The organism is Pseudomonas fluorescens group sp. PF-69 (genome assembly GCF_054481235.1).
Window position 1 is genome coordinate 397,694 of sequence record NZ_JBTMNC010000001.1, and the last position, 14,191, is coordinate 411,884.

15 protein-coding genes are annotated in these 14,191 nt (G+C 59.8%); 1 reads left to right on the forward strand and 14 read right to left on the reverse strand.

What is annotated here, in order from left to right; genetic code table 11:
* The 8 genes from hscA to trmJ form a co-directional block, all read right to left on the reverse strand.
* Complete coding sequence (gene hscA / locus ACX3YF_RS01820; RefSeq protein WP_130207444.1) at positions 1-1,863, reverse strand: Fe-S protein assembly chaperone HscA; 1,863 nt, start codon at positions 1,861-1,863, stop codon at positions 1-3.
* 51 nt (positions 1,864-1,914) lie between these two features.
* Positions 1,915-2,436 carry a co-chaperone HscB gene (gene hscB / locus ACX3YF_RS01825; protein ID WP_130207569.1) on the reverse strand — a complete coding sequence of 174 codons (522 nt, stop codon included), beginning with the start codon at positions 2,434-2,436 and terminating at the stop codon, positions 1,915-1,917.
* Between the two features lie 8 nt (positions 2,437-2,444).
* Positions 2,445-2,768 carry an iron-sulfur cluster assembly protein IscA gene (gene iscA, locus ACX3YF_RS01830; RefSeq protein WP_003227904.1) on the reverse strand — a complete coding sequence of 108 codons (324 nt, stop codon included), beginning with the start codon at positions 2,766-2,768 and terminating at the stop codon, positions 2,445-2,447.
* Positions 2,769-2,802: 34 nt separating this feature from the next.
* On the reverse strand, positions 2,803-3,189 hold the full coding sequence (gene iscU / locus ACX3YF_RS01835) for a Fe-S cluster assembly scaffold IscU (protein WP_028620148.1): 387 nt from the start codon (positions 3,187-3,189) through the stop codon (positions 2,803-2,805).
* A 188-nt stretch (positions 3,190-3,377) separates the two neighbouring features.
* Positions 3,378-4,592, reverse strand: a complete 1,215-nt coding sequence (locus ACX3YF_RS01840) for an IscS subfamily cysteine desulfurase (protein ID WP_130207442.1) — start codon at positions 4,590-4,592, stop codon at positions 3,378-3,380.
* Positions 4,593-4,642: 50 nt separating this feature from the next.
* Entirely contained in the window at positions 4,643-5,134 is a 492-nt protein-coding gene (gene iscR / locus ACX3YF_RS01845; protein ID WP_003227911.1) for a Fe-S cluster assembly transcriptional regulator IscR, read from the reverse strand.
* 184 nt (positions 5,135-5,318) lie between these two features.
* On the reverse strand, positions 5,319-6,095 hold the full coding sequence (gene cysE / locus ACX3YF_RS01850; RefSeq protein WP_458973339.1) for a serine O-acetyltransferase: 777 nt from the start codon (positions 6,093-6,095) through the stop codon (positions 5,319-5,321).
* Positions 6,096-6,097: 2 nt separating this feature from the next.
* Entirely contained in the window at positions 6,098-6,868 is a 771-nt protein-coding gene (gene trmJ / locus ACX3YF_RS01855; RefSeq protein ID WP_047538063.1) for a tRNA (cytosine(32)/uridine(32)-2'-O)-methyltransferase TrmJ, read from the reverse strand.
* A gap of 146 nt (positions 6,869-7,014) precedes the next feature.
* On the opposite strand from trmJ, the gene suhB reads away from it, so the two are divergent.
* Positions 7,015-7,833: a type III secretion system regulator SuhB gene (gene suhB / locus ACX3YF_RS01860; protein ID WP_047538060.1), complete on the forward strand. Its 819-nt coding sequence runs from the start codon at positions 7,015-7,017 to the stop codon at positions 7,831-7,833.
* 241 nt (positions 7,834-8,074) lie between these two features.
* Here suhB and ACX3YF_RS01865 read toward each other — a convergent pair whose 3' ends face one another.
* From ACX3YF_RS01865 to queA, 6 genes are all read right to left on the reverse strand, one after another.
* The gene (locus tag ACX3YF_RS01865) at positions 8,075-8,626 is read right to left on the reverse strand and encodes a glycine zipper 2TM domain-containing protein (protein WP_196585707.1); all 552 of its coding nucleotides are present in this window, start codon (positions 8,624-8,626) and stop codon (positions 8,075-8,077) included.
* A 120-nt stretch (positions 8,627-8,746) separates the two neighbouring features.
* Positions 8,747-9,661, reverse strand: coding sequence for a protein translocase subunit SecF (gene secF, locus ACX3YF_RS01870; RefSeq protein ID WP_130207438.1), 915 nt, complete (start codon positions 9,659-9,661; stop codon positions 8,747-8,749).
* Between the two features lie 9 nt (positions 9,662-9,670).
* Positions 9,671-11,539, reverse strand: a complete 1,869-nt coding sequence (secD, locus tag ACX3YF_RS01875) for a protein translocase subunit SecD (RefSeq protein ID WP_130207436.1) — start codon at positions 11,537-11,539, stop codon at positions 9,671-9,673.
* Between the two features lie 64 nt (positions 11,540-11,603).
* A complete protein-coding gene (yajC, locus tag ACX3YF_RS01880; protein ID WP_016773317.1) occupies positions 11,604-11,942 on the reverse strand; it encodes a preprotein translocase subunit YajC in 339 nt (112 codons plus the stop codon).
* A 43-nt stretch (positions 11,943-11,985) separates the two neighbouring features.
* Entirely contained in the window at positions 11,986-13,101 is a 1,116-nt protein-coding gene (gene tgt, locus ACX3YF_RS01885; protein WP_161793961.1) for a tRNA guanosine(34) transglycosylase Tgt, read from the reverse strand.
* Between the two features lie 14 nt (positions 13,102-13,115).
* The gene (gene queA, locus ACX3YF_RS01890; protein ID WP_130207434.1) at positions 13,116-14,180 is read right to left on the reverse strand and encodes a tRNA preQ1(34) S-adenosylmethionine ribosyltransferase-isomerase QueA; all 1,065 of its coding nucleotides are present in this window, start codon (positions 14,178-14,180) and stop codon (positions 13,116-13,118) included.
* Between the last annotated feature and the right edge of the window lie 11 nt (positions 14,181-14,191).

A 14,191-nucleotide genomic window follows, 5' to 3' on the forward strand; every position in this document is an offset into this window, starting at 1 on the left:
TTATCCCTCAATCTCATTCAGGTTCCGCCCCGCCAACGCGGCTTTCACCGTCGAGTCCAGGCGGCGGGCAGCAAAGGCATCGGTGACTTGCGACAGACGCTTGGTCTGCTGCTCGATGGCGTAACCATCGGTCCCTTTCATCAGTTCGGTCAATTCGAGCACCTGCGCTTCGATGACCATGCGCTCTTCGGCATCGAGCAAGCGGTCGCCGTCGGCCTCCAAGGCAGCCTGCACCGCCTCGATCAGGCGCTGGGCATCGACCTGCTGCTCACGCAGTACGCGGGCAACCTTGTCGTCATTGGCGTGCTGGAACGAATCCTTGAGCATCTTGGCGATTTCGCCATCGGTCAGACCGTAGGACGGCTTGACCTGAATGCTGGCCTCGACGCCCGAACCCAGTTCGCGCGCAGAAACACTCAGCAGACCGTCGGCATCAACCTGGAACGTCACGCGAATTTTCGCCGCACCAGCCACCATCGCCGGGATACCGCGCAATTCGAAGCGCGCCAGGGAACGGCAGTCGCTGATCAGCTCGCGCTCACCCTGCAGCACATGGATCGCCATGGCCGACTGGCCATCCTTGTATGTCGTGAAGTCCTGGGCGCGGGCGACAGGGATGGTGGTGTTCCGAGGAATCACCTTCTCCATCAAGCCGCCCATGGTCTCCAGCCCCAGAGACAACGGAATCACGTCCAGCAGCAGCAATTCGCCACCGTCGCGCTTGTTGCCGGCCAATGTATCAGCCTGGATCGCAGCCCCGATGGCCACCACTTGATCCGGATCGATTTCAGTCAATGGCTGACGACCGAAGGCCTCGGCGACCGCTTCACGAACACGAGGCACACGAGTCGAACCACCGACCATGACCACCGCGTGCACTTCTTCCAGCTCGACGCCGGAATCGCGAACGGCGCGACGGCAGGCCTTCAGGCTGCGGGCGACCATTGGTTCGATCAGCGCATTGAACGCTTCACGGGTCAGCTCGGCTTTCCAGTCGCCATAGGCAACCTCAACGGACGAAGCATGAGTCAGCGCCTCTTTTGCGGCGCAAGCCGTTTGCAGCAAGTTACGTTGCGCGCCCGGATCAAGGTCGGCAGACAAGCCGGCATTCTCGATGATCCAGCCAGCGATCGCATGATCGAAGTCATCACCGCCCAGAGCGCTATCGCCGCCAGTCGCCAGAACCTCGAACACACCGCCGGTCAGACGCAGAATCGAAATATCGAATGTGCCGCCGCCCAGGTCATAAATAGCAACCAGGCCTTCAGCATGCTGATCCAGACCGTAAGCGACCGCCGCAGCCGTCGGCTCATTGAGCAAACGCAGCACGTTCAGACCGGCCAGTTTGGCCGCATCCTTGGTGGCTTGGCGCTGAGCGTCGTCGAAATAGGCCGGAACGGTGATCACCGCGCCCACCAGTTCGCCGCCCAGGGTCGCCTCGGCACGCTGGCGCAGGACCTTGAGGATATCGGCGGAGACTTCAACCGGACTTTTCGGGCCCTGGATTGTGTCGATGAACGGCATGTGCGACTCGCCGCCGACGAAGCGGTACGGCAGTTGGTCGCCCAGTTGCTTGACGTCGGACAGACCACGACCCATCAAGCGCTTGACCGACAGCACAGTGTTCAAAGGATCGGTAGCGGCAGCCAGTTTGGCGGATTCGCCAACTTCGACGCGATCGGCGTGATAGCGCACGGCGGAAGGCAGGATAACCCGCCCCTCTGCGTCAGCCAAAGGCTCGGAAAGACCACTGCGCAACGCAGCGACCAGCGAATTGGTAGTGCCCAAGTCGATCCCCACAGCCAGACGACGCTGGTGCGGTTGAGGACTTTGGCCGGGTTCGGCGATCTGCAGTAGGGCCATCGTAATCAGGACTTATCTGTATATCAGGCGTGCGACCGGAGCGGCACTGGGTTAATCGTCGAGGCGCTCTTCTAGCTGGCGCACTTCGTAGGTGAGCTTGTCGAGGAACTGCATGCGCCGCATCAGGCGTTCGGCCTTTTCACGTTGCACGGCATCGTTCCAGCAAGCTGCGAAGCTTTGGTTCAGCTCATCCTGGGCAGCCTTCAGGCGGCGCTTGAAGGCGGCAACGCCATTCAGGTCTGCACTGTCCTGCAGGTCTTCGAGCTCTTCACGCAGCTCCATTTGCTGCAGAAGAAACTCCGGATCATGCACCGTGACCTCCAGCGGCAGCTCGCCACCATTCAAGGCGAGCAAGTATCGCGCGCGCTTGGGTGGACTCTTGAGCGTCTGGTAGGCCTCGTTGAGGCTCGCGGATTGCTCTAGCGCCAGCCGCTGCTCGCGCTCGGTAGCGTCAGCAAAGCGGTCCGGATGAACGCCGCGCGCCAACTCACGGTAGCGCGTAGCCAGCTGATCGAGATCCAGATTGAAACTCGGTTGCAGCTCAAATAATGCGAAATGACAAGGAGTACCCACGAGCCGCCTCAGATGTTGAAGCTTTCGCCGCAGCCACATTCACCGCGCACGTTGGGATTGTTGAACTTGAAGCCTTCGTTCAACCCTTCCTTGACGAAATCGAGCTCGGTGCCGTCCAGGTAGGCCAGGCTTTTCGGGTCGATGATCACTTTCTCGCCGTGACTCTCGAACACCTGATCCTCCGCCACCACCTCGTCGACAAACTCCAGCACGTAGGCAAGGCCGGAACAGCCTGTAGTGCGAACACCCAGACGAATCCCCTCACCTTTGCCGCGCCCGTCGAGGGAGCGTCGCACGTGTCGAGCAGCCGCTTCTGTCATGCTGATAGCCATCGGTGACTCCTTACTCGTCGCCAAATCTTGAAAGTCAGATCAAGCCTTTCTTCTGCTTGTAGTCGCGAACGGCCGCCTTGATGGCGTCTTCAGCGAGCACGGAGCAGTGAATTTTCACTGGCGGCAAGGCCAGTTCTTCAGCCAGCTGAGTGTTCTTGATGGTTTCCGCTTCGTCCAGGGTCTTGCCCTTCATCCACTCAGTGGCGAGGGAGCTGGAAGCGATTGCCGAACCGCAACCATAGGTCTTGAACTTGGCATCTTCGATGATGCCGGCTTCGTTGACCTTGATCTGCAGGCGCATCACGTCGCCGCACGCCGGCGCGCCGACCATGCCGGTGCCGACATCAGGATCTTCCGCGTCCATCTTGCCGACGTTGCGCGGGTTTTCGTAGTGGTCGATGACCTTTTCGCTGTAAGCCATGATTCAATCCTCACTCATCAGAGAGTCGCTCTTCAGACCCTGTAAAAACTGCTGCGCTCGGTAATCCTGCGTCAAAAACAGGCTCGGACTGCTCATTTACAACCAGTAAACTCCGCGTCCTCGCCTGTTTTTTCCTTGTCTTCCCTTCGCTCGCTACGTTTTTACAGCGTCTGCTAACGGCGATTTAATTAGTGTGCCGCCCACTCGATTTTCGAAATGTCGACACCGTCTTTGTACATGTCCCACAGCGGCGACAGAGCGCGCAGCTTGGTAACGGCCTCGCAGACTTTCTGCGCGGCGTAATCGATTTCTTCTTCGGTGGTGAAACGGCCGAAGGTGAAACGGATCGAACTGTGAGCCAGCTCGTCGTTGCGGCCCAGGGCGCGCAGCACGTACGAAGGCTCAAGCGATGCCGAGGTGCAAGCCGAACCGGACGAAACCGCCAGATCCTTGAGCGCCATGATCAGCGACTCGCCTTCAACATAGTTGAAGCTCAGGTTCAGGTTGTGCGGAACGCGGGCGGTCAGGCTGCCGTTGACGTACAGCTCTTCCAGGTGCTCGACCTGCTTGAAGAAACGGTCGCTCAGGGCCTTGATGCGCACGTTCTCGGCAGCCATGTCTTCCTTGGCCACACGGAAGGCTTCGCCCATGCCGACGATCTGGTGGGTCGCCAGGGTACCCGAACGCATGCCGCGCTCGTGACCGCCGCCGTGCATGGTCGCTTCGATGCGAACACGCGGCTTGCGGCTCACATACAGGGCGCCGATGCCTTTAGGGCCGTAGGTTTTGTGCGCGGAGAACGACATCAGGTCGACTTTCAGCTTCTGCAGGTCGATCTCGACCTTGCCGGTGGACTGAGCAGCGTCGACGTGGAACAGGATGCCCTTGGAACGGGTCAGCTCGCCGATGGCGGCGATGTCGTTGATGGTGCCGATTTCGTTGTTCACGTGCATGACCGAAACCAGGATGGTGTCGTCGCGCAGCTCGGCTTCGATCATCTCTGGCGTGATCAGGCCGTCGGTGCGAGGCTCGATGTAGGTGACTTCGAAGCCTTCACGCTCCAGTTGGCGCATGGTGTCGAGGACAGCCTTGTGCTCAATCTTGGTGGTGATCAGGTGTTTGCCTTTGGTGGCGTAGAAATGCGCCGCACCCTTGATTGCCAGGTTGTCGGATTCGGTGGCACCGGAAGTCCAGACGATTTCGCGCGGGTCGGCGTTGACCAGGTCGGCCACCTGACGACGAGCGTTTTCGACGGCCTCTTCAGCTTTCCAGCCAAACACGTGGGAACGGGACGCCGGGTTACCGAAGTTCCCGTCGACCAGCAGGCATTCACTCATTTTTTGCGCGACACGCGGATCAACCGGGGTAGTCGCAGAGTAATCAAGGTAAATCGGCAATTTCATGGACTATCTCCTAAATCAGGCTGGCTGGCGCGCCGTTGGCTCTCTGGCTGTCATTCGACGGCGGACGCTTCAATCTTGTCCAGGCGTGGCGCCTTGCTGTTGCAACGGCGTTGATCCTGGCGCTGGGCTACTTCTTGTACCTCACGGCGAGTCACAAGGTCAGCCAAGCTGATACCGCTCAGAAATTCGTGAATCTGCAAGCTCAGGTCGCACCACAAGTGGTGAGTCAGACAGGTATCGCCCGAATGGCAATCACCCTGCCCTTGGCATTTGGTAGCGTCGACCGATTCGTTTACCGCATCGATCACCTGGGCGACCTGAATGCCCTGCATGTCGCGCGACAGCTGGTAGCCGCCGCCAGGACCACGGACGCTGGACACCAGATTGCTGCGGCGCAATTTGGCAAAAAGCTGTTCGAGGTAGGACAGGGAGATGCCTTGGCGCTCGGAGATATCGGCCAGGGACACGGGCCCGTGCTGCGCGTGCAACGCCAGGTCAAGCATGGCGGTCACGGCGTATCGGCCTTTTGTAGTCAGTCGCATGGACAATTACCACGGAGTTCGGAATGGGGCGAGTATGCAATTCCTGAGTATTTAAGTCAACTATAAGACCTAGTACTTTAGTCAGGTTTACCCGCAAAAGAGCGCGCGCATCATAGCAGGGTCTGCGACCCAATGGCACACCGCTTAGCGCTGTGCCACTGCCTATTTGCGACCCGCAGCGGAATCAGCTGACCTGACTCTGGTTCTTGTCCTTCACGCAGGCGAAATCTTCTTCGCGCAGCTCGGGCAAGTCCTTGGCACAGTAATTACTGCCCAGATCCTTCAGCGCCCCGCACATCCCCTCCAGACGCCCATCCACCGCCTGCAGGTGATCAAGCAACTGGTTGATGGCACGCGCCACCGGGTCCGGCATGTCCTCGCTGACACCGTAGGCATCGAAACCGATTTTCTCGGCCATCGCCTTGCGCCTGGCGTCCTGCTCTTCGTCGGACTTGACGATGATCCGCCCCGGAATCCCGACCACGGTCGCACCGGCCGGCACAGCCTTGGTGACCACGGCGTTGGAGCCGACCTTGGCCCCCGCACCCACGGTGAACGGGCCAAGCACCTTGGCACCGGCGCCCACCACCACCCCATCCTCGAGAGTCGGGTGCCGCTTGCCTTTGTTCCAGCTGGTGCCGCCGAGGGTCACACCTTGATAGATCGTGACGTCATCGCCGATTTCAGCCGTTTCACCGATGACAATGCCCATGCCATGGTCGATAAAGAAGCGACGACCGACCTTGGCGCCCGGATGAATCTCGATCCCGGTCAACCAGCGACCGAAGTTCGACACCAGGCGCGCCAGCCATTTCAGGTCCGCGCGCCACAACATCGAAGACAGGCGATGGATCCAGATAGCGTGCATGCCCGGGTAGCAGGTCAGGACTTCAAAAGCGTTACGCGCTGCCGGATCACGATGGAAAACACTCTGGATATCTTCACGCAAACGCTCGAACATCATTAATCCTTCCGTTTCAGAAGCTCGCCACGGGCCGCTTTTTGGGTTTCCGTGAGGATGCCACGCAAAATATTCATTTCCGCCCGGCTGACCGAGCTGCGTCCGTATAACCGGCGCAGGCGCGCCATCAAGTGCCGTGGCTTTTCCGGATCCAGGAACTCAATGGCCACCAGGGTTTGCTCCAGGTGCTCATAGAATCGCTCCAGCTCATCCATGGTCGCCAGCTCAGCGCTTTTGACCGATGCCACCTCTTCCTTCTCGACCTTGGTCGGCTGACCTTGAGCGGCCAGCCAGGCCATGCGCACTTCATAACTCAACACCTGCACCGCCGCCCCAAGGTTCAGCGAGCTGAACTCAGGGTCTGAGGGGATGTGCACGTGATAATGACATCGCTGCAGCTCTTCATTGGTCAGGCCGGAATCTTCACGACCGAACACCAGGGCGATCTCGGCGCCTTGCGCGGCTTCCTCAACCACTTTCGAACCGCATTCGCGAGGATCGAGCAGCGGCCAGGGAATTCGACGATCACGAGCACTGGTGCCCAGCACCAGATTGCAGCCGACCAAGGCATCTTCCAAAGTGGCGACGACTTGCGCTTTTTCAAGGATGTCACCGGCACCGGATGCACGGGCATCGGCTTCGTGATGCGGGAACAACCGCGGTTCAACCAGCACCAGCCGCGACAGGCCCATGTTTTTCATGGCACGCGCAGCCCCGCCGATATTGCCCGGATGGCTGGTATTGACCAGCACGACACGAATGTTTTGCAGCAAGGGAGGCGCTCTCGAACACTGGATTAAGGAGCGGAATCTTACAGCTCATCCTACCGTTAAGCCACGAAAGCGAACGTTGACCTTCACCTGTAGAAACTTTCTGATAGAATGCCCGGCTTTCTTTAACAACCTTAGGTGACACATCCATGCAGCCCATGCTGAATATCGCGCTGCGCGCCGCCCGCAGCGCCAGTGAATTGATCTTCCGCTCCATCGAGCGCCTGGATACCATCAAGGTCGACGAAAAAGACGCCAAGGATTACGTATCCGAGGTGGACCGCGCCGCCGAACAGAAAATCATCGATGCACTGCGCAAGGCCTACCCGAATCACTCGATCAGGGGTGAAGAAACCGGCCTGCACGCCGGCACCGGCATCGAAGGCGAAGAGTACCTGTGGATCATCGATCCGCTGGACGGCACCACCAACTTCCTGCGCGGCATTCCTCACTTCGCTGTCAGCATCGCCTGCAAATACCGTGGTCGCCTGGAACACGCCGTTGTTCTGGACCCGGTTCGCCAGGAAGAATTCACCGCCAGCCGTGGTCGCGGCGCTCAACTGAACGGTCGTCGCCTGCGCGTCAGCGGCCGCACCAGCCTGGAAGGCGCCCTGCTGGGTACCGGCTTCCCGTTCCGTGACGATCAAATGGACAACCTCGACAACTACCTGGGCATGTTCCGCGCCCTGGTGGGCCAGACCGCCGGCATCCGCCGCGCCGGTTCGGCGAGCCTTGACCTGGCCTACGTGGCAGCCGGCCGTTTCGACGCGTTCTGGGAGTCGGGCCTGTCCGAGTGGGACATGGCCGCAGGCGCCCTGCTGATTCAGGAAGCCGGCGGCCTGGTGAGCGACTTCACCGGCGGTCACGATTTCCTTGAAAAAGGCCACATCGTTGCGGGCAACACCAAATGCTTCAAGGCAGTCCTGACGGCCATCCAGCCGCACCTGCCAGCCTCGCTGAAGCGCTAAGCTTCCCGCGACAAAAGAAGCACCCTTCGGGGTGCTTTTTTTATGCCCGGAACTCCCCCTTTGTAGGAGCGAGCCTGCTCGCGAAGAACTCAAAGACGCCGCGTTAATCCTGAATACCCGCGCAATCGTTGGCGACCATCGCGAGCAGGCTCGCTCCTACAGAGGATTGCGGTGGTGCGTGAATCGCGAGCACAAAAAAAGCACCCCGAAGGGTGCTTCTTTTCGAATCTGACGCCTGAGCTTATTGGCCCTGCTGATTCTGCGACAAGATCAACTTGCCTTCTTTATCCACAGGAATCTGGTTACCCGGATCGCGATCCATCCGCACCTTGCCTTCCTTGCCGTCCAGCGAATACCGCACGTCGTAACCCACGACCTTGTCACTGATGTCATTCACCGTATTACAACGGGTCTGGGTCGTGGTGTAGGTGTCGCGCTCCTGCATGCCTTCCTGAACCTTGTTACCGGCGTAACCGCCACCGACCGCGCCTGCGACCGTGGCGATCTTCTTGCCGGTGCCGCCGCCGATCTGGTTACCCAGCAGACCACCCGCCAGGGCACCGACCACCGTACCGGCGATCTGATGCTGATCTTTCACCGGCGCTTGCCGGGTGACCGCGACGTCCTTGCACACTTCACGTGGAGTCTTGATTTGTGTCTTGACCGGCTCAACGGCTAAAACCTGAGCAAACTCAGGGCCGCTTTTTTTAACCAGGCTGTAGGTGGCCACAGCACCCCCGGCAGTCACACCGACAGCACCCAGTACCGCACCAACCAGCATCGACTTGTTCACATGAACCTCCTGACCATCACCCGCGGAACGTGTCCGCGCTTCTCCCAGCCTTGGAGCATAAAAAAAGGCGCGAGTTCAACTCGCGCCTTTCAGGGCTTGCAACCGGGAAAACGATGGCCGTTATGGGCGGTCGTCGACTTCCTTCTCGGTGGCCGCCGGAGGAATCAGGTCCTCGGAGTTCAGGTTCAGCCAGATCAGCACCACGTTCGCGATGTAGATCGACGAGTAGGTACCCGCCAGAACACCGATGAACAGGGCGATGGAGAAGCCGAACAGGTTATCGCCACCGAAGAACAGCAGTGCCGCGATCGCCAGCAAGGTGGAGATCGAAGTCGCCATGGTCCGCAGCAGGGTTTGCGTGGTCGAGATGTTGATGTTCTCGATCAGGCTGGCCTTGCGCAGCACCCGGAAGTTTTCGCGAACCCGGTCGAACACCACGATAGTGTCGTTGAGCGAGTAACCGATGATCGCCAGTACCGCCGCCAGCACCGTCAGGTCGAAGGTGATCTGGAAGAACGACAGGATACCGATGGTCACGATCACGTCGTGGATCAAGGACACGATCGCACCGACCGCAAACTTCCACTGAAAGCGGAACGCCAGGTAGATCAGGATGCCGCCCAGCGCCATCAGCATGCCGAGGCCGCCCTGGTCGCGCAGCTCTTCACCCACCTGCGGGCCGACGAACTCGACGCGCTTGACGCTGGCCGGGTTGTCGCCGCCGACTTTCTGCAGCGCCTCAGCCACTTGATGACCCAGTTGCGGGTCTTCGCCTGGCATACGCACCAGAAGATCGGTCGTCGCACCGAAGTTCTGCACGATGGCTTCGTGATAACCGGCGGTAACCAGTTGTTCACGTACCTTGGTGACATCGGCCGGACGCTCGTAGGTCAGCTCGATGAGCGTACCGCCGGTGAAGTCCAGGCCCCAGTTCATGCCCTTATGGAAGACACTGAAGATTGCCAGTGCGGTAAGGAACAATGTGACGCCGAACGCAAAGTTGCGAACGCCCATGAAGTTGATTGTACGTAACATGGCAGCCCCTTAAATCCACAACTTCTTGAAGTCACGACCGCCGAAGATCAGGTTGACCATCGCGCGGGTCACCATGATGGCCGTGAACATCGAGGTAAAGATCCCGAGGGACATGGTCACTGCGAAGCCTTTGACCGGGCCGGTGCCCATGGCAAAGAGAATCCCGCCGACCAACAGTGTTGTCAGGTTGGCGTCGAGAATCGCGGTGAATGCCCGGCCGAAGCCTTCGTTGATTGCCCGCTGTACGGTCATGCCCGCCGCGATCTCTTCACGGATCCGCGAGAAGATCAGCACGTTGGCGTCGACCGCCATACCCATGGTCAAGACGATACCGGCGATACCCGGCAGGGTCAGCGTTGCACCCAGCAGCGACATCAGGGCCAGCAGCAGCACCATGTTCACCGCCAGTGCGACGGTGGCGATGATGCCGAAGAAGCGGTAGATGGCGATGATGAACAGCGAGACAAACAGCATGCCCCACAGCGATGCATCGATACCCTTGGTGATGTTGTCCGCACCCAGGCTCGGGCCAATGGTGCGCTCTTCAGCAAAGTACATCGGTGCGGCCAGACCACCGGCACGCAGCAGCAGCGCCAGTTCGGACGACTCGCCCTGGCCGTTCAGGCCGGTGATACGGAACTGGGCACCCAGCGGCGACTGGATGGTCGCCAGGCTGATGATCTTCTTCTCTTCCTTGAAGGTCTGAACCGGGACGTCTTTCTCGACGCCGTTGACCACTTGCTTGACGTAGGTGGTCACCGGACGCTGCTCGATGAAGATCACCGCCATGCTGCGACCCACGTTGCTGCGGGTCGCACGACTCATCAGTTCGCCACCATGACCATCCAGACGGATGTTCACTTCTGGCGTGCCATGTTCGCCGAAGCCAGCCTTGGCGTCGGTCACCTGGTCACCGGTGATGATCAGGCCACGCTCGATCTGTGCCGGCGGACGCTTGCCTTCACGGAACTCGAAGGTTTCGGAAGTGGCTTTCGAAGCGCCAGGCTCTGCAGCCAGACGGAATTCAAGGTTGGCCGTCTTGCCGAGGATACGCTTGGCTTCGGCGGTGTCCTGTACGCCCGGCAGCTCAACCACGATACGGTTGGCGCCCTGACGCTGGACGATCGGTTCGGCAACACCCAGCTCGTTGACGCGGTTACGCACCGTGGTCAAGTTTTGCTTGATGGAGTATTCGCGGATTTCCGCCAGCTTGGCCGGGGTCATCGCCAGACGCAGTACCGGTTGGCCATTGAGGTCGGCCGGAACAATGTCGAAATCGTTGAAATTCTTGCGGATCAGGCTGCGGGCCTGCTCGCGGGCAGCTTCATCAGTGAAGCCCAGCTGAATGGCGCCATCGAGCTGCGGCAGGCTGCGATAACGCAGTTTCTCTTTGCGCAACAGGCTCTTGACGTCGCCTTCGTAGACTTTCAGGCGTGCATCGAGGGCTTTGTCCATGTCCACTTCCAGCAGGAAGTGCACACCACCGGACAAGTCCAGACCCAGCTTCATCGGGTGCGCGCCGAGGTTGCGCAGCCATTGCGGGGTGGTTTGCGCCAGGTTCAGTGCAACGACGTAGTCATCACCCAATGCCTTGCGCACGACGTCCTTGGCAGGCAACTGGTCTTCCGCCTTGACCAGGCGAATCAGACCGCCCTTGCCATTGGCGGCCAGTGTCGCGGCCTTGACGTTGATCCCGGACTCCTTGAGCGCTGTGCTCACACGGTCCAGATCAGCCTGATTGACCTGCAAGGCAGTGCTCGCGCCGCTGATTTGAATCGCCGGGTCATCAGGATACAGATTGGGAGCGGAATAAATCAGACCGACCGCCAGCACTGCCAGGATCAGAATGTATTTCCACAGAGGGTATTTGTTCAGCATCACGCCGCCCGTTTATGACGCGGGGCGCCTTGCGCGCCCCGTCGATTGAATATGAAGTTGAAACTTAGATCGCTTTCAGCGTGCCTTTTGGCAGCGTGGCGGCGATGGCGCCTTTCTGGAATTTCATTTCGACGGTGTCGGAAACTTCCAGAACGACGAAATCGTCGGCCACTTTAGTGATCTTGCCGGCGATACCGCCGGTGGTCACAACTTCGTCGCCTTTTTGCAGGCTGCTCAGCAGATTCTTCTGTTCTTTGGCGCGCTTGGCCTGTGGACGCCAGATCATCAGGTAGAAGATGACCAGGAAGCCGACCAGGAAAATCCACTCAAAGCCGCCACCCATTGGGCTGGCAGCAGCAGGTGCGGCAGCGTCAGCCATGGCATTAGAGATAAAAAAGCTCATTTAGCACTCCAGTTGCAAATGTTGAATCTTGGGGTCAGAAAACTCAGTCCAAAGGCGGAACAGGTAACCCGCGTTTGGCGTAGAAGGCATCGACAAAGGCGGCCAATGTACCCTGTTGAATAGCCTCGCGCAAACCAGCCATAAGCACTTGATAATGACGCAAGTTATGGATGGTATTGAGCATGCTCCCCAGCATTTCGCCGCACTTGTCCAGGTGATGCAGATAAGCGCGGGAGAAGTTCTGGCAGGTGTAGCAATCGCAGGTCGGATCGAGCGGCGAATCATCATGGCGATGGAACGCGTTTCGGATCTTCAGCACGCCAGTATCAATGAACAGATGCCCGTTGCGGGCATTACGGGTTGGCATCACGCAATCGAACATGTCCACACCGCGGCGCACACCCTCAACCAAGTCTTCGGGTTTGCCAACGCCCATAAGGTAACGAGGTTTGTCAGCCGGCATCATGCCCGGCAGATAATCCAGCACCTTGATCATTTCATGCTTCGGCTCACCCACCGACAGACCGCCAATGGCCAGGCCGTCGAAGCCGATCTTGTCCAGGCCTTCCAGGGAGCGCATGCGCAGGTCCTGGTGCATGCCGCCCTGAACGATGCCGAACAGCGCCGCCGTGTTGTCACCATGGGCTTCTTTCGAACGCTTGGCCCAACGCAGGGACAACTCCATGGAAATGCGGGCAACGTCTTCGTCGGCCGGGTACGGCGTGCATTCGTCGAAAATCATCACGATGTCCGAGCCCAGGTCACGCTGGACCTGCATCGACTCTTCCGGGCCCATGAACACTTTGGCGCCGTCGACCGGAGAAGCGAAGGTCACGCCCTCCTCCTTGATCTTGCGCATGGCGCCCAGGCTGAACACCTGGAAACCGCCGGAGTCGGTCAGGATCGGGCCTTTCCACTGCATGAAATCATGCAGGTCGCCGTGCTTCTTGATCACTTCCGTGCCCGGGCGCAGCCACAGGTGGAAAGTGTTGCCCAGAATGATTTCAGCGCCGATCGCCTCGATATCCCGTGGCAGCATGCCCTTGACCGTGCCGTACGTGCCCACCGGCATGAAGGCCGGGGTCTCGACGGTACCGCGCGGGAAGGTCAGACGACCGCGACGAGCCTTGCCATCGGTGGCCAGCAGCTCGAAAGACATACGACAGGTGCGACTCATACAGTTTCCTCTGGGCCCGATTCTTTAGGGGCAGTCGGCGCAGGATTACGCGTGATGAACATCGCATCACCGTAGCTGAAAAAGCGGTACCCGTTATCGACGGCTGCCTTGTAGGCCGCCATGGTCTCGGGATAACCGGCGAACGCCGAAACCAGCATCAACAGCGTGGATTCAGGCAAATGGAAGTTGGTGACCAGGGCGTCGACCACATGAAACGGCCGGCCCGGGTAGATAAAGATATCGGTGTCGCCGCTGAACGGCTTGAGCACGCCATCGCGCGCGGCGCTTTCCAGGGAACGCACGCTGGTGGTCCCCACCGCCACCACGCGCCCACCGCGAGCCCGGCACGCGGCGACCGCATCCACCACGTCCTGGCCGACTTCCAGCCATTCGCTGTGCATGTGGTGGTCTTCGATCTTGTCGACACGCACCGGCTGGAAGGTGCCGGCGCCGACGTGCAAGGTCACGAACGCAGTCTCGACGCCCTTGGCGGCAATCGCCTCCATCAGCGGCTGATCGAAATGCAGCCCCGCCGTCGGCGCCGCCACCGCGCCCAGGCGCTCGGCGTACACCGTCTGATAACGCTCGCGGTCCGAGCCTTCATCCGGGCGGTCTATATAAGGAGGCAGCGGCATGTGCCCGACGCGGTCGAGCAGCGGCAACACCTCTTCGGCAAACCCCAGCTCGAACAACGCATCGTGTCGCGCCAGCATCTCGGCCTCGCCACCGCCATCGATCAGAATCTTCGACCCCGGCTTGGGCGACTTGCTGGAGCGCACATGGGCCAGCACGCGATGACTGTCCAGCACCCGCTCCACCAGGATTTCCAGCTTGCCGCCGGAAGCCTTCTGGCCAAACAGCCGCGCCGGAATCACCCGGGTATTGTTGAACACCATCAAGTCGCCGGGGCGCAAATGCTCCAGCAAATCAGTGAATTGACGGTGTGCCAGGGCGCCGCTGACCCCATCCAGGGTCAACAGGCGACTATTGCGACGCTCGGCCAAAGGATGGCGGGCAATCAGCGAATCAGGGAGCTCGAAGGTAAAGTCAGCAACGCGCATGATGGGGTGTC